Genomic DNA, 15,533 nt, shown 5'->3' with positions numbered 1-15,533 from the left:
CCGAACTCCGCATATCGTCACAATCCATAGCAATGTGGTGGAGGTGTCCCGAACGGGCTCACGAACCCTCCCCGGAGGTCCAAGTGCGGCGGTCAGCCATGGGACCGGACAACACGTCGGACGGCGAACCTCCCGCCGGCGTGCCCGGCGGCGGCGTGTCGGACGGCGCGCCCGCCGCCCGAGACCCGCGCGGCCCTCGTACGCCGCGCCGGGTGCTGCGCGCCGCGGCCGCCGCGCTGGCCGGCTTCGCCGCCCTCGTCGCCTGGACGCTGATGACCGGCCCGGCCGCCGGCGCCGCCGTCGGCGACGCCTGTCTGCTGCCGCGCACCGAGGCCCACCACTCCGAGGGCCTGGACAGCTGGGAGAGCGGCTACGCCCGCCCCGAGGGCGACGTCCAGGCGCTGATGGTCTTCCTCTCCTTCCCCGGCTCCGCGCCCGACCTGTCCACGAGCGAGGTCGCCGCCGACCACTTCCCGGCCACCAGCCGCTTCTACCAGCGGGCCTCGTACGGGAAGTTCCGGCTGCACGTCCATCCGCTGAGCCACTGGCTGCGGATGCCGCACCCGGCCACGGACTACGCGATCAGCCGCGACTGGGGAGCCGCCCACCGGGCCGCCTATCTGCGCGACGCGATCCGGGTCACCGACCCCGTGGTGGACTTCCGCGGCTACGACGTGGTCTATCTCGTCGCCGACCCCGACGCTCCCGGCGTGGACTCCGACGCCACCAAGGTCGTCAACCTGGCCACGCCGCTGCACGTCGACGGCACCTCGCTCAGCAGGATGGTCACCGTCTTCGAGCACCACCCGCCGGACCGCAATGTGCTGGCCCACGAGACCGGCCACATCTTCGACCTGCCCGACCTGTACTTCCGCCCGCCGCCCGGCAGCGACGCGGACTGGGACACCCACGTCGGCGACTGGGACCTGATGGGCAGCCAGTTCGGACTGGCGCCCGACCCGTTCGCCTGGCACAAGTGGAAACTCGGCTGGCTGGACCAGGACCAGGTCGGCTGCGTCACCCGTACCGGCACCACGTACTACGACCTGAGCCCGGACGAGACCCGCGGCGGCACCAAACTGCTGGTCGTCCGTACCGGCGTGGACTCCGTGCTGGCCGTCGAGGCCCGAGGTGAGACCGGCAACGACCGCACCGCCTGCCGCCAGGGCGTGCTGCTCTACACCGTGCGCTCCGACCGGGACTCGGGCGACGGCCCGGTCGACGTGATCGACGGCCACCCCCGGCACTCCGCGTGCCCCGCCACCTCCGTCTACCCGCCGCTGGCCGACGCGCCGCTGGGCGTCGGCGAGTCCTACGCCGTACCCGACGGCTCCACCGAGGTCACCGTCCTGCGCCACCCGTCCGACGGCACCTGGACGGTCCGCGTCACCGAACGTGTCCCGCACTCCGCCGACGACTCCGACCTGCGGGGATGACGGCATGGCGGTGTTCGGCCGGACCATGCTGCGGATCGCGGGCCTGACCGCCGTCGGGCTGCTCGCCGTCGGCTCCACGGTCTCCGCCGGCCTGCGCTCCGCCACGCTGCACGCCTCCCCGCCGCCCGCCGCCCGCCCCTGCGCGCTGCGGGCCGTACCCGGGGTGGCGATGTCCGAGGGCTTCCCCGACCAGCGCAGCCGCGGCCCCGACAGCGAGTTCGCGCCCTCGACCGGCAAGGTCCGCGCGCTGACCCTCCTCATCGACTTCCCCGACGCCCACGCCCCCTACAGCGCCCGTGAGCGGTACGCCGAGTTCTTCCCGGCCGTCCAGCGCTGGTACACCCGCGCCTCCTACGGCAGGCTCGACTACGAGTCCACGCCCGTGCTGCGCTACATACGCATGCCGCGGCCGTTCAGCGCCTATGGCATCGGCCGCGGCTACGGCTGGGACGCGCACACCGAGATGATGCGCGATCTGCTCAAGGTCGCCGACCACGACATCGACTTCAGCGGCTACGACCTGGTCAACATTCTCGTCACCCCCAACGCGGGCCCGCCGGCCGACGAGGCCGTGCTCTCCGTCACCTGGACCGGCGCCTCGGCCGCCACCACCGACGACGGCGCCCACCTCAACAAGGTCTCCCTCATATACGGCCACGACCAGTCGGGTTCACGGGTACTCAGCCACGAGAACGGCCACGACTTCGGCCTGCCCGACCTCTACTCCGCCGACGACTTCCAGCACACCGACGCCCTGGCCGGGCAGTGGGACACCATGTCGCTGGACTGGGGACTCCAGGGGGACATGCTGGCCTGGCACAAGTGGCGGCTGGGCTGGATCAAGGACAGCCAGATCGACTGCGACACCAACCGCGGCGAGCACACGTACACCCTGCACCCGGTCGAGGCGGGCGGCGGCCACAAGGCGGTGATCATCCCGTACGGGACCACCCGGGCGTATGTGCTCGAACTGCGCGAGGCGCTGGGCAACGACCGGGACGCCTGCCGCCAGGGGATACTCGCCTACCGGGTGCGTACCGATGTCGACTCGGGCCAGGGGCCGGTGACCGTCGTGGACGCCCATCCGCACACCTCCGCCTGCGACTTCAGCAGCGGCTCCTTCAACTCCCTGAACGACGCGCCCTTCACCCCGGGGGAGAGCTTCACCGACACCGACGCGGGGCTGAGCTTCAAGGTGCTGGCACGTGACGCGGCGGGTGACTGGAGAGTCCAGGTCACCCGCCGCTGACGTCCGGGCACGGCGGCCCGGACACCCCCGCTCAGGCGAGGAGTTCGGCCTCAAGCGTGATGTTCACACCCGCGAGGGCCTTGCTGACCGGGCAGTTGGCCTTGGCGTCCTGCGCCGCGGCCTCGAACGCCTCGGCGGTCAGACCGGGCACCCGGGCCTTCACCGACAGGGCGATGCCGGTGATGCCCTCGCCGGGCTGGAAGGTGACGTTCGCGACCGTGTCCACGCTCTCCGGCGGGGTGCCCGCGCCCGCGAGGCCGTGCGAGAGCGCCATCGAGTAGCAGGACGAGTGAGCCGCGGCGATCAGTTCCTCGGGGCTGGTCTTGCCGTTCGCGGCCTCGGCCCGGGAGGGCCAGGAGATCTCGTACGTGCCGACGCCCGAGCTGTCCAGCGAGACGCTGCCGGCGCCGCCGATCAGCGGGCCCTTCCACTGGGTCGTCGCGGTACGGGTGGTTGCCATGGTGAAAGCCTCCAAGGGTACGTACGGGGCAGGCGGCTCGCGCCGCCTCGTGAACGCTACCTCGCCGGGGGACCCGGACATGCCGAAGGCCCCCCGCTCGCGCGAGGGGCCTTCGTTTCAGGTGCGCCGCCAGGGACTCGAACCCCGGACCCGCTGATTAAGAGTCAGCTGCTCTAACCAACTGAGCTAGCGGCGCCTGCTGACGTCGTAGACCTTAGCATCCGGTCCCGGCGGGTGAGAAATCGATAGCGCTCAGGCCGTGCCGGGGGTGCTGACCAGGGCGGACGCCGTCGTCCCGGGGGCCGGGCGGGCGGCCCTGACACACGCCCACAGCAGGACGTCGGGGCCCGGCAGCCAGGGTTCGCGGGTGTCGGGGGCGACCACCCAGCGCGACAGTCCGCCCTCGGGCTCCGGGCAGGCGTCGTCGGCGTACGCGTCCGCACAGCCGTCGTCGTATACGTCGCCGTACACGTCGTCGTACGTATCGCCGTAGGCATCGTCGTACCCGGGGCCGTACGGGCTCGCGCGGGTGGTGGCGCCCGCGTAGAGGGCCGGTACGGTCACCGCGTCGCCGGCGCCGTGGCACAGCATCGGGGGCACCGCGCGGCCCCACTCCTCCCAGCCCAGCAGCGAGGGCAGCCGCTGAGCCGTACCGGGGGCGGCCAGCAGCAGCACCCGGCCGCGGTGCACCGCGACCGGGCCGCTGCCGGGGCCGGCCGACCACAGCTGTTCGAGCACCCGGCGCCCGAAGAGCGCGGGGAGGTTCACCACGTCGAAGACCGTTCCGCACGGCAGCACGCTCGGCGAGGTGGGCCGGGCCGACCACAGGGCCTCGACGCTGCTTGGGAAGGCGCTGGCCGAGGCCAGCCAGGCCGCGCCCTCGGGGGTGACGTACGCGGTGTGCTGCCTGCGCCGGTCCTCGCTGACGATGTCCGTGGGTCGTGGGGCCCGCTGCGCCCACGACGGTGAAGAGGTCGGCCGGCCGCTCCGCTGCCATTCGTTCATGGCATCTACATGTAGCCCTTGGCGGAGGCGGCCCCGGGGAATCGGCCGAATTCGGGACGGGAGGGTACGCGGGGGAGTATCTTGCGCGCGGCGCACCCGGAGGGTGTCACCTTGGTGACAGGGTGTCACCGGTCCGGGGACACTCCGCCGGACTTGATCAGGCTCTCCCCGTGCTCGACCATCCTGCGGGCGTAGTCCTCGGTCCAGCCGGCCTGCTCGGCGAGCTTTTCGAAGGTGAGCCGGTCGAAGCGGCGCGGGTCGGTGAGCTGGGCGGCGGCCAGGGCCTGGAACTCCGCGGCGCGCTCGGCCGCCGCGCGGAAGGCGAGCGTCAGCTCGGTGGCGCGGACCAGCAGCTCACGGGGGTCCTCCATCGACTCCAGGTCGAAGAAGCGGTCGCCGGCCTCCTCGGCGGGCGCGCCCGGCTCGAACAGCAGCGGGGCCGGCCGTTTGGGCCGTTCCGCACGGGGGCGGTGAGCCGGTTGCGGCTCGGACATACGGGCACCTCCTGTTTCGGCAACGCCTTCCATTGTCCCGCGCCCGCGCAAGTCCGCTCCGGGGCAGGTGCGTGCCGGGTCCCCGCGCGTGCGGGGTGGGTGGGCCGCCGGTCGGTGGCGGCCCCGGGGCGCCGCGGGTCGTGGGGCGCTCGCCCGGTGTCACCCGTCCAGCGTGTGGGACGGGTCGTCCAGCCAGGGGACCTGACGATCCGCCGTCACGGTGAGGCCGAAGCGGTGGAAGCCGGGACGTCCCGCCTGCTGCCACCAGCGGAACGCCGCCTCCACCTCGTCCCAGAGCCGGCGCCGGCCGGACTGGTGGACGGTCGCCTCGCTCCTCCCGTCGCGGAAGACGACGACCGCCCACGACCTGTCATTGAGGCTGTAGAACCACACGGGCCGCTTCCCGTCCTGCTTGCGGTCGGGAGTGTGCGCGCAGTGCGGTACCCGCAGGCCGACCGCGAACGCCTCCACGTCGAGGCCGCCGGTCAGGAACTCGGCCTCGGTGACCGTCGTGGTGGACCGGTCCGCGCCGCCCGTGCCCCACGCCGGTACGTAACCGCCGTGCTCCGGCCGGACAAGGCGCTGGGAACGCATGCGCATGAAGTTGACCGGCCGGGTGAAGTGCCCGGACGCGCTCCCGCCGTCCTCGGCGACCACGAGCCGCGCCGTGGCCTCGGTCCAGCCGTAGTACGTGCCCCACGGGACGACGATGACACCGCCCGGAGCGGTCTGCCGCACCCAGGCGAACAGGCCGGACCGCAAGCCGCAGGTGGCCACGACCCGGTCGTAGGGAGCGGCCGGCGGGTGGCCGAGCAGGCCGTCGCCGGTGACGACGCGCACCTCGCCGTGGCCGAAGCGCCGCAGGGCCCGCCGCGCCTGCTCGGACACGGCCGGGTCGACTTCCACCGAGACGACGTTCCCGGCGCCGACCCGGTGGGCCAGCAGGGCGGCGTTCCACCCCGTGCCCGTGCCGATCTCCAACACCCGCCGGCCGGGCCGTACGTCGAGGTCCGCGAGCATCGAGAAGACCACGCTCGGCATGGACGACGACGAGGTGAAGTTCTCGCCGGGCTCCGTTCCGGTGTGCCGCCCGTCGTCCCACTGCGTCACGATCGGGACGTCGGAGTCGGCACAGCGGTACCAGGCGGTGGGGTCCTCGGCCTTGTCGACCGCTACCGCCCGGCCGGTCGTGGCGTCGTGCGGCCACATCAGGTCGGGCAGGAACGCGGTACGCGGCACAGCCGCGAAGGCGGGGGCCCAGTCCGGGGTCATGAACCCGTTGCTGAGGAGGGAGCGGCCCAGCTCCGTACGAGCGGGCCGCTCCTTTTCTCCGGCGGAGCAGCTCATCACTTGCGGTGCTTCCCGTCGCCCTCGGGGCTCCCGCCGTCGGGGCTGGGCTCCTTGGGCGTCCAGGGCGTGCCGGGCAACGTGTCGCCGTCGCCGTCGCCGTCCCCGCCGCGCTGGGCGAAGCATGTTCGAAGCGTCGTCATGGGCCATCTCCTCCGACCGCCGACCGCACACCGCTGTGCGCCCGCGTCAACGACGTTAGAAGGAGCACGAGTTGCGTTCCCACAAGGTTGCACACAGTTGCACGGATTCACCCGAGCGAGTCCATCGCCCTCGTGATGCGCGCTCTGGCGTCGGAGCCCCGCACGGCGATCCTCGACAGTCCCCCGAACGCTGCCAGGTACGTACGGATCTCGCCCGGAGCGGTCACGTTGATCTCCGCGGTCAGAGTCTCCACCGCCACCTGAGCGTCGTCGAAGGCGTAGAACGCTTCGAGCGGCCAGATCTCGCGGCGCGCGCCGAGGGGAATCACTCCGAGCGAGACGTTCGGCTGGGCCATCACGGACAGCAGGTGGCCGAGTTGGCCGGCCATGGCCGCGTTGTCGCTGACGCGGTAGTAGAGAACCGCTTCCTCAAGCAGCAACGCGAAACGGTGGTCTCCCTCCCGCACGACACGCGAGCGGTTCAGCCGGGCCTGTACGGCGTCCGAGACATCGTCCGGGGTGCCCTGGAAGTCGGTGATGGACCGCAACAGGCCCGTTGCGTACTCGGCCGTCTGGAGCATGCCGGGAATGAGGTTGGAGGCGTAGACGCGGAAGTGCCGGGTCCGTTGGTAGAGGGGAACCGTCTGTTCATGAACGCGGCGCATCCCGTCGCGATGGAGTTGCCGCCACTCCACGTACATGGACTCGGCGTTGCGTGAGGCCGCGATGAGATCCGCGATCTGATCCTCGGCACCGCAGGCCGTGCACCACGCGCGAATGTCGGCGTCCGAAGGGGGAGTTCTGCCACGGGCGATCCGCGAGGACTTCGACTTGTGCCAACCACACCGTTCGGCGAGTTCGTACCCGTTGAGCCCGGCATCCTTCATGATGCCCTGCAACCGGGCCGCCACAGAGGCGCGGGCCGCTTGGGCGCTGGAGAGCGGGGACGAGGACATGAACCGGTCGGCCTGCGTCAGACGCCGTATTTCTCATGGGGGACAGCCCGCTCCCACACCGCCTCGAACGCGGAGGCGCAGAGCCGGGCGACCGCCGGATCCTCGGTTTGGTCGGTGCGGACCCAACGGCCGTCCCCGTCAAAGACGTTGAACTGGACCAACCGGTCGTCGAACAGCCAGAAGTCGTTGCCCGGCAGGGCCAGGTCCGATGCCTGACCCCGAGGCAGCCAACGGATCTGTTCGCCCGCGGCGATGTTGGTGAACGTCCCCGAGTGCTCGAAGCGGATGTACTCGCTCACCGGCTCCGAAACGATCCGAGCCCGACGCATCACCAGACCCTTGCCCGTGACTTCCCGCACAAGGTCAAGCCACGGCCGCCACCACGATTCACGGTTGTCGGGGTCGAGAAGGTGACCCTTCTTCCACGCCGCGAACCCCTCACGCTCGTTCTCCACGCTGTAGGCGTCGCGCATCTCCAGATGGACGGCTGTTCTCTCGGCCGCTCGGAGCAGGTCGGCAAAGCCCGTCAAGCTCTGCGACATCAAGTGCCTCCCTGAGAAGCGGGATCATTCGCTTCGGTACCCGGATCACTGCTTCATGGTCGGGGATCGGAACGTCCTTCGAGCTTTCGCTCTGTGTCTGCTCGTCCGCCTTCCACCCCTGGAGGACGAGGTCCTTCGTCTGCTCATCGACCCACACGGCCGGGGAGCCGTGGTCGCCGGACTTCGGATCCTTACCGACGAACCGTAATGCCATGACAACCTCCGCTGGCGAGCGCGATGCGCCTGGTCGTACGAGCCTCACGCTTGTGGCTGACGGGAGTCAAGTGGGCACCCGGCGTGGTGAGTTCCGCGTCGGGCCGACGCCGGGCGGGGCTACGGGCGCCAGGGGGTGCGGTGTTCGGCGAGGTGGGCGAGGACCGCGTGGTTGGCCTCCCAGCCGTCGGGGAACTTGACCGTGACGCCGAGACGCACCGGCTCCGAGGACGGGTGCTCGTCCAGCAGCTCGGCCACCCCCGCCCGGCACACCACGACACACGCGTGCCGGTGCCGGGACGTCAGCACGCACAGCCGGCCCGTCTCCAGGTGGAAGGCCGTCGCGTCCGGCCGCCCCGACAGCGGGTGCAGCACCACGGTGACGTCGAACTCCCGGCCCTGGAGCCGGTTCGCGGTATCCACGGTCACCCCGCCGACGCCCGTACCGACGCCCAGCGCGGTCAACGCGGCCCGTACGGCGGCGGCCTGGTCGCGGTGCGCGGTGCCGACCGCGATCCGGTCGGCGGTCAGCGGGACGGGATCGGGGCCGCGCTCTGAGTACGTCAGCCCGCCGCGGTCCAGCAGCCGCCGTACGAGCAGCGCGGTGGCCCGTACGGCCTCCGGGTCGGTGCGCGGGGTGTGCCGGGCGGGCAGTTCGAGCAGCCCCCAGCCGGTCGCCGCGGCCTCGTCCAGCACCCGGTCGGGCCCGTCGCCGTCCCCCCGCACCCCGAAGCGCAGCCGCCGGTCGCCGTGGTCCGTACCGCTCCTGAACGGCGTGTACGGGTAGAACGCCCGCGACACCAGCGGCGCGGCCGAGGCGGGCAGCCGCCACGACACGGGCAGCCGGTGCTGCGGCAGGCCCGGGTTGTGCGCGAGCAGAGTGACGACCGCGCTCGCCGAGGGGTCGTAGCTCAGCCCCGCCCACTGCTCGGCGCCGACCACGCTGAACGGGTCGAGCTGGCCCGGGTCGCCCACGAACAGCGCCCGTTCGAACAGCCCCGCGACCTGGAGCAGCGCGTCCGACCGCATCTGGTACGCCTCGTCGACGATCGCGTGCCGCCACGGCTCGATGTCCTTCACATAGGCCCACTTCGCGGCGGTCGCGATCACCACCTGACGGTCGCGCAGATCGGCGACGGAGCTGGACTTGGCCAGCTGCGGATGGCGGTCGAGCGCCGGGTCGGGCGGCGAGTCGGTGCCGTGCAGCCGGCCCACCGGCAGTTCGGGGTCGGCGGTGGCCAGGCGGTCCGCGAGGTCGTCCACCTGGGCGTTGGTCTGGGCGACGATCATCAACGACTCGCCGGCGGCGGCGAGTTCGCGGGCCGCCCGCACCACGAGGGTCGACTTGCCCGCGCCGGGCGGTGAGTCCACGACGACGCCGCGGGCGGGGCTGTGGAGGGTGCTCTCCAGGATCGCGGCGGTGGCGGTCGCCGCGGCGGTGCCCGGGTCGAAGGGGGCTGCCACCGACGGGGTCACAGAAAGTCCTCCGGGGTTACGGGGTCGGGGGCGTCGTATGCGGTGTTCGCCGCGGGGCTGCTCGCCGGGGCTGGGACTGGGGCTGAGACTGGTGCCGTGCCGGTCGGCGGTGTGCCGCTCGCCGCGGCGGGCGGGCCGCCGTGCGTCCACGGGGTGTTCTCGGCGTCGGGGAGGGCGGGGCCGCCGCGGGGGTCGTGCTCGAAGAGGGTGAAGCACACGGGGTCGCCTGCGGCGGGCACGGAGCCTTCGCGGGGGGTGCGGGCCGGGCCCATGCCGCCGGTCAGGCGGACGACGGCGACCTGGCGGTCGGGCGCTGCCCTGGTCGGGGTGACCTCGCCGTCGGCGGCCGCACGTCCGTGCGGGGTCGTTTTCCCGCCCTCCCCCGGGGCTTCGCCTGGGGGTACCCCCGTCTCGCTGCGCTCGCCCGTGCGGCTTTCGTCGTCGGCTGCGGGTGGCCCCTGCGGGGGTACGTCGCCGTCGGCGGCCGGCCGTCCGTGGGGGAGAATCCCGCTGCCCGCGCTGCCCGCGCTGCCCGCGCTGCCCGCGCTGCCCGCGCTGCCCGCGCTGCCCGCGCTGCCCGCGCTGCCCGCGCTGCCCGCGCTGCCCGCGCTGCCCGCGCTGCCCGCGCTGCCCGCGCTGCCCGCGCTGCCCGCGCTGCCCGCGCTGCCCGCGCTGCCCGCGCTGCCCGCTTCGTGGGGGAGCGGGTGGAGGGAGAGGAGTTCGGCGGGTTGGGCGGACTTGGCGTTCGGGGTCGCGCGGAAGAGCTTCGTGCCCGGCTCCGCCTGCGGCAGATCCGACGTGACGATCGTCAGCACGGGCCGCGGCATCGGCCGCTTCCCCTCCGAGTACGTCATCTCGACGGCCGTCACCCGCCCGGTGAACGCCTCCCCGGCCAGCCGCCGCGCCGCCATCGCCAGCGGATCGTCCAGCGCCTCCTGCGCGGACAGCCGCGCCTGCGCCGTCTCGCGGCCCGCCAGCTTCTGGGCCGCGGTGATCGCGTCGTCCCGCTTCGGCTGCGGCGGCTCGCCCGCCCGCACCCGGTCCCGGTGGCCGGTGAACGACCAGCGGTCCCGTTTCCACCGCTCGGCGACATGCGCGCCCTCCGGCAGCGCGTGCAGCAGGTCAAGACCGTGCCAGACGTCGTCCCACGTGGGCCGCAGCTGGGACGCCACCAGCCGCCGTACCTCCGCCTCGGCGGCCGCGAGCGCGGCCATGGCGGCGCGGTGCCGCGCGTCCCCGCCCGGGCGGGGGACCTCCGGCGAGCCGCCGCCCGCGCGGACCCCGGCCTCCTGCGCCGCCGTCCGCGCCGCGTCGTAACGGGCCATCGCCGGCGCCAGCACCCGGTTGTCGAAGACCGGGTCCGTGGCCGGGCCGGCCGGCGGGCTGAGGAGCAGACCGTCCGGCCCCCGGCCGGTCTGCGCTCGGGCGGCGGCGGCCGGGCCGTCGAGCCCGTCCGGCGGGTCGATCCAGGCCAGCAGCGCGCCGAGGTGCTGGTCCTCCATCGCGCTCTGGCCGGTCGCCCAGTGCCGGGTGAGCAGCTCGGTCATGGCGACCAGCAGCGCGCTGCCGGGCGTGCGGGCCCGCTCCGCGTAATGGGTCAGCCAGCGGCCGAGCAGCGGTACGGGCACGGGGACCGGGTGCGGCGCGTCGGGGTCCTCGGCGGTCCGCAGAAACCGGGTGGACCGGCCGAGCAGCCGTACGTACTCCAGCGCCGCGCCGTTCGGTACGACGATCTGCGGCGCGTCCGCGCACACCTCCGTCTCCTCGCGGTTGCGCGTGGCGGGCTCGATCTCCACCTCGTCGCCGTAGGACTCCATCAGCGGCAGCAGCGCCCCCGCCAGGCCCGCGAAGAAGCCGAACCGCAGCTCCCGGTCCAGCGGTTGCGGTACGACCAGCAGCTCGGGCGCCGCCCGGTCGGTGCCGATCAGCGCGCCCAGCGGCGCGCCTGCCTCACCGGCGGTGGTGAGCGGCACGAAGACCAGCGGCCGTTCGGCCAGCTGCCGGTGCCGTACGGTCGCCGCCGGGACGGCCCGCCCGGCAGCGACGGCCTCGGCCCTGGCCAGCGTGTTCATGAGCGTCATACGGCGACCTCGTCCCGCGCGCCCGGAACCTCCGCGTCCACAAGAGCCTCCGCGCCCAGCGCCTCTGTGCTCAGCGCCTCCGCGCGCAGCCGCGCCGCCCGCCGCAGCGCGGCCACCGCCGGGTCGGCCGGGTCCCCGGAGAGCCCGTGCGCGGCGGCGAGCACCGCCTCGACGGTGGTCAGCTCGCCCAGTTCGCCGCGCAGGGAGCGGCCCAGCGCCTCGACGCGTCCGTCGGCCCGGGAGCGGTCGCGGCAGTGGAAGGCGAGTTCGCAGGCGGACAGGCACTCGGGGGCGTACGCGGCGGGGACGGCCGCCACCGCGGCGTCCAGCTCCTGGCGCGGACGGGTGACCGTACAGCCGTCGTCGGCGTAGGCGAGGTCGAAGGTGGTGCCGTCGGGGAGGGCCGCGGCGATCTCCTCGATCCGGGTGAGCCGGGCCAGCTGCCTTCGGGTGACCGCGAGTTGCTTGCGCACGTCGACCCACTCGGCGGTGGGCAGGTTGGAGAAGTCCCTCGGGCAGACCAGGAGGACGTCGGAGCGGGCGCGGCCGGGGGTGACCGCGTCGAGCGCCAGGACGTACACCGCCGCCTGCCGGGCCGCCGCGCCGACCTTCATCGCGTCCGCGCCGCCGTCCAGGATCGGGAAGGACTTGATCTCGACGACGGTCCAGGCGCCGTCGGGGGCGACGACCACCGCGTCCGGCTCCAGATAGGCGGTCGAACCCGCCACGTCGAGGGTGAGCAGCGGGTGGTCGAGCAGGGTCCACCCGCCGGGCGTCGCCTCGGTGAGCGCCAGCCGGGTGCGGGCGGCCCGCCCGGCGGGGCCGGTCGCCGCGAGGTCGGGGACCTCGGCCTTCTCCGCCGCCTCCGCGCCGCGTGTGGCGTCCCACAGCCGCAGCAGCTCGGCGCAGCCGTCCGCCTTGAGCCGGGCCTCGAAGGCGTGGCCGCGCGAGAAGGCGAACCGGGACTGGCCGAAGCGCGCGGGCGCGCCCAGCGCCTCGGCGACCGCGCCCTTGTCGACACCGGCGGCGTCCAGCAGGGCACGGCGCCGGCAGCCGGGGTTGGCGGCGAGCGCGGCCAGCCCGCGCGCGTCGAGCGGACGGGGTGCGGTGGCGGGGCCGCGCAGGACGGCCAGCCGCTCACCCAGGGAGTGCGTAGTGCTCACCCGCGAAAGTGTGGCACCCGGCTATGACATCCGGCGCTGTCCGGCGTGTTCGCCGCCGGACGGGACGGTCGGGGCGGGCACCTGGGCGGTGAAGGCCACCTCGTCCTCGGCCGCGGCGGGTTCGGCCGCGGCGGGTTCGGCGGGAGCGGGTACGGCGGGCGGTGCGGACGCGGGTGGCCCGGCCGGCCCGGCCTGCGCGGGCACGGTCGGCTGCGCGGGCGCGGTGGACCGCGTGGCAGTGCTCGGCGCCGGCGTGGCCGCGGGCGTAACGGCGGCGGCGTCCGCGCCCGACGGCGTGCCGGTGGGACGTCCCAGCGCCTGCCGGGTCCTGTCGTGCAGCGAGTCCACCACCCGCAGCGCCGGCCTGGCCAGCACGTAGCCGATGCCCATCACGGCGACCCCGGCCGCCGCGTCCATCAGATAGTGGTTGGCGGTGCCCATGACGACGAGCGAGGTCAGCACCGGGTAGAGGATGCCGAGGGTGCGTACGAACCGGTTGCGCCCGTAGCGCCAGAGCATGATCCCGCACCACAGCGACCAGCCGACGTGCAGACTCGGCATGGCCGCGTACTGGTTGGTGAGGTGGCCCATCCCGCGCGGCGCGCTCGCGTCGGTGCCCCACCAGCCGTACGAGCCGTACTGCGCCATGGTGTCGATGAAGCCGTGGTGGCCGGTGAGCAGCCGGGGCGGGGCGGTGGGCAGCGCGGTGAAGCCGATCAGGCCGATCAGCGTGGAGATCATCAGCCAGGTGCGGGCCACCCGGTAGTGCGTGGGGCGGCGGCGCCAGAGCCACACCAGCACGGTCGGGGTCACGATGTAGTGCAGCGAGGCGTACGCGAAGTCCGCGGGCACGCCGAGGAAGGCGTGGTCGGTGAAGAGCCGGTTGAACCACTGCTCCGGGTCGAGATGCACCAGCTGCTCGTAGTGGAGAATGTCGGCGCCGTGCTTCACGGCGTCGTTCACGTCCCCCCGGACCACCAGCCGGGCCGCCGAGTACAGGGCGTAGACGACGGCGATGAGCGGCAGTTCGGTCCACCAGCGGAGTCTGCCGCGGTAGGCAGCGGCGCGCGGCGCGGTGGCGGTGATCGTCATGCGGACGTGTCTCCAGGTTCTCCGAGGCCGCGGGCCCGGCGGTCATGGACTTGTGGCGTACCCTTTACCGTACGACGTACGTTAGACCGTACGCACATCGCCCCGGAAATTCCGGCGCAATCCTCGGTTCGTACGGTGTTCAACCTTCCGTGGCAGGGTATGCATGTCCAGGGACGCCCGGTCAGCTCCCGCGGGTTGCCTGCCGCGAGGTTTCGAAGGACGAGAAACAAGAGAATCCGATGTCCCTCTCCCAGCCGGTCCGCTCCCCACGGCGCCGCGCGCCCCGCAACACGCTGAACCCGGATCGTATCCTCGATGCCGCGATCGCCCTGCTCGACCGCGACGGCGCCGAGGCGTTCACCATGCGCGCGCTCGCCGAGCAGCTGGGCGTCGGCACCATGGCCGTGTACTCCCACTTCCGGGGCAAGGACGAGATCAGCGACGCGGTCGCGCAGCGCCTGCTGGACACGATCGAGCTGCCCGCGTGCGGTACGGGCGACCCCCGAGGCGAACTGCGCGAGGTGTGCCGCGGGGTCTACCGGCTCTTCACCGAGCACCCCTCCGCGCTGCAACTGCTCACCAGCAGGCCGCTGCGCGGCGACGACGCGATCCGGGTCATCGACCGCATGCTCGGGCTGCTGCGCCGGGCCGGACTCTCCCCGGCGGACGCGGCCCGCGCCCATGTGACCCTCATGCAGTACACGGTGGGCTCCGCGCTGTGGAACACCCGACGGGCCAGGGCCCTGTGCGAGGAGGGTGTACGGGACCGGGTGCGTGCCAAGATCGAGGCCCTTCCCGCGGACCGCTACCCCGCGCTGGTCTCGCTCGCCCCCGAAGTGCTCGGCGCGCAGGACGACGGCGCGGTCCAGTACGAGTGGGGGCTCGACCGGATGCTGCCGGGGCTGCTCGGCGGCGGGTGACCGCGGTGCGTCATCATGGGAGGACCCCTCCTAGGAAAGGCCCTTCCGCATGGCTCCGCGCATCCTTCTGGTCCGCCACGGACAGACGGAATGGTCCAGGTCCGGGAGGCACACCGGGCACACCGACGTCCCCTTGACGGCGGAGGGCCGGCGGACCGCGCGGCTGCTCGGCGAGCGGCTGGCCCGCGCGCCCTGGAACGGCCTGCCGGGCGTCGAGGTCCGTACGAGTCCGCTGGTGCGGGCCGCCGAGACCTGTGAGCTGACCGGTTTCGGCGAGGCGGCCAAGGAGTGGGACGCGCTGCTGGAGTGGGACTACGGGCGGTACGAGGGCCTGACCCCGGCCGAACTCCAGGATCTGCGGCCCGGATTCCACATCTGGCGGGACGGGGTGCCGGGCGGCGAGAGCCTGGCGGCCGTCGCCGCGCGGGCCGACGAGGTGGTGGGCTGGGCCCGGTCCGCCGAGCGGGACGTACTGGTGTTCGCGCACGGGCACTTTCTGCGGACCCTGGGCGCGCGGTGGCTCGGCCTCGACCCCTCCTTCGCGGCGTCCCTCCGCCTGGACCCGGCCTCCCTGTCCATCCTCGGCTGGGCCTACGGCGACCCGGCCCTGGAACGCTGGAACGACACGGGTCACCTCGCGTAGGCGTTGGGGTTCCACGCGCCCCCGCCGGGCGCCCGGCCGCGGGCGCGCGCGGTCCGCACGCGTGGGAACGTCGCCGACTGCCCGGTCCGCCCCGCGAGGGGCCGCCGCTGCGGCGGCGTGTGCTGCTGGAACGGAGAGCCGGGGACGGATCCGCACGGGCGAGCGCGGCGAGACGGGGGTGCCCCCGGGCGAAGCTCTGGGGGGAGAGTTCCCCGCGCGCGTGAGCGCGTGACCCTCAAAGAAGCCTTCTCTGTGGACCTGTTGCCGAGCCCCCCCCGCGCGCGAGCGCGTGACGCCGTCCGCCGGGCGGGCG

The 15,533-nt window shown here is 73.5% G+C and carries 14 protein-coding genes, 1 tRNA gene and 1 pseudogene; 4 read left to right on the top strand and 12 right to left on the bottom strand.

The features are described from left to right. The first annotated feature begins 98 nt into the window (after positions 1 to 98). Together OHA30_RS11225 and OHA30_RS11220 are read left to right on the top strand one after the other, a co-directional pair. Positions 99 to 1,436 (top strand): M6 family metalloprotease domain-containing protein, encoded by a 1,338-nt coding sequence (locus tag OHA30_RS11225; protein ID WP_328913677.1) that lies wholly within the window; start codon positions 99 to 101, stop codon positions 1,434 to 1,436. A 4-nt stretch (positions 1,437 to 1,440) separates the two neighbouring features. Beyond that, positions 1,441 to 2,685 carry a M6 family metalloprotease domain-containing protein gene (locus OHA30_RS11220; RefSeq protein ID WP_328913676.1) on the top strand — a complete coding sequence of 415 codons (1,245 nt, stop codon included), beginning with the start codon at positions 1,441 to 1,443 and terminating at the stop codon, positions 2,683 to 2,685. Positions 2,686 to 2,716: 31 nt separating this feature from the next. Here the strand turns inward: OHA30_RS11220 and OHA30_RS11215 are convergent, their stop codons facing one another. The 12 genes and pseudogenes from OHA30_RS11215 to OHA30_RS11160 all read right to left on the bottom strand — a co-directional run bounded on the left by OHA30_RS11215 (position 2,717) and on the right by OHA30_RS11160 (position 13,657). Further along, positions 2,717 to 3,145: an OsmC family peroxiredoxin gene (locus OHA30_RS11215; protein WP_328913675.1), complete on the bottom strand. Its 429-nt coding sequence runs from the start codon at positions 3,143 to 3,145 to the stop codon at positions 2,717 to 2,719. A gap of 122 nt (positions 3,146 to 3,267) precedes the next feature. Next, positions 3,268 to 3,341: transfer RNA gene (locus tag OHA30_RS11210), tRNA-Lys, on the bottom strand. A gap of 56 nt (positions 3,342 to 3,397) precedes the next feature. Next, entirely contained in the window at positions 3,398 to 4,150 is a 753-nt protein-coding gene (locus OHA30_RS11205) for a bifunctional DNA primase/polymerase (protein ID WP_328913674.1), read from the bottom strand. A 125-nt stretch (positions 4,151 to 4,275) separates the two neighbouring features. Continuing rightward, positions 4,276 to 4,644, bottom strand: coding sequence for a hypothetical protein (locus OHA30_RS11200; protein WP_328913673.1), 369 nt, complete (start codon positions 4,642 to 4,644; stop codon positions 4,276 to 4,278). A 159-nt stretch (positions 4,645 to 4,803) separates the two neighbouring features. Continuing rightward, positions 4,804 to 5,991, bottom strand: coding sequence for a methyltransferase domain-containing protein (locus tag OHA30_RS11195; RefSeq protein ID WP_328913672.1), 1,188 nt, complete (start codon positions 5,989 to 5,991; stop codon positions 4,804 to 4,806). Then, the gene (locus OHA30_RS11190) at positions 5,991 to 6,134 is read right to left on the bottom strand and encodes a hypothetical protein (protein ID WP_328913671.1); all 144 of its coding nucleotides are present in this window, start codon (positions 6,132 to 6,134) and stop codon (positions 5,991 to 5,993) included. Before OHA30_RS11190 ends, OHA30_RS11195 begins: the two co-directional genes overlap by 1 nt. Positions 6,135 to 6,241: 107 nt before the next feature. Beyond that, complete coding sequence (locus OHA30_RS11185) at positions 6,242 to 7,090, bottom strand: helix-turn-helix domain-containing protein (protein ID WP_328913670.1); 849 nt, start codon at positions 7,088 to 7,090, stop codon at positions 6,242 to 6,244. 17 nt (positions 7,091 to 7,107) lie between these two features. After that, positions 7,108 to 7,632, bottom strand: a complete 525-nt coding sequence (locus OHA30_RS11180) for a DUF6879 family protein (RefSeq protein ID WP_328913669.1) — start codon at positions 7,630 to 7,632, stop codon at positions 7,108 to 7,110. Between the two features lie 333 nt (positions 7,633 to 7,965). Further along, complete coding sequence (locus OHA30_RS11175; RefSeq protein ID WP_328917822.1) at positions 7,966 to 9,309, bottom strand: AAA family ATPase; 1,344 nt, start codon at positions 9,307 to 9,309, stop codon at positions 7,966 to 7,968. A gap of 740 nt (positions 9,310 to 10,049) precedes the next feature. After that, positions 10,050 to 11,402, bottom strand: a pseudogene (locus OHA30_RS33955) (hypothetical protein); the annotation flags it as partial. Then, positions 11,399 to 12,565: a hypothetical protein gene (locus tag OHA30_RS11165; RefSeq protein ID WP_328913667.1), complete on the bottom strand. Its 1,167-nt coding sequence runs from the start codon at positions 12,563 to 12,565 to the stop codon at positions 11,399 to 11,401. The pseudogene OHA30_RS33955 and the gene OHA30_RS11165, both read right to left, overlap by 4 nt. Before the next feature lie 21 nt (positions 12,566 to 12,586). Further along, entirely contained in the window at positions 12,587 to 13,657 is a 1,071-nt protein-coding gene (locus OHA30_RS11160) for a phosphatase PAP2 family protein (RefSeq protein WP_328913666.1), read from the bottom strand. Positions 13,658 to 13,896: 239 nt separating this feature from the next. Between OHA30_RS11160 and OHA30_RS11155 the strand changes: the two genes are divergently transcribed. Next, positions 13,897 to 14,577, top strand: coding sequence for a TetR/AcrR family transcriptional regulator (locus OHA30_RS11155; RefSeq protein ID WP_328913665.1), 681 nt, complete (start codon positions 13,897 to 13,899; stop codon positions 14,575 to 14,577). Positions 14,578 to 14,626: 49 nt separating this feature from the next. After that, complete coding sequence (locus OHA30_RS11150; protein ID WP_328913664.1) at positions 14,627 to 15,220, top strand: histidine phosphatase family protein; 594 nt, start codon at positions 14,627 to 14,629, stop codon at positions 15,218 to 15,220. Positions 15,221 to 15,533 lie beyond the last annotated feature (313 nt).

It is taken from the genome of Streptomyces sp. NBC_00223 (assembly GCF_036199905.1).
Lineage (GTDB): Bacteria > Actinomycetota > Actinomycetes > Streptomycetales > Streptomycetaceae > Actinacidiphila.
This window is presented reverse-complemented; position numbering and strand designations above follow the sequence as displayed.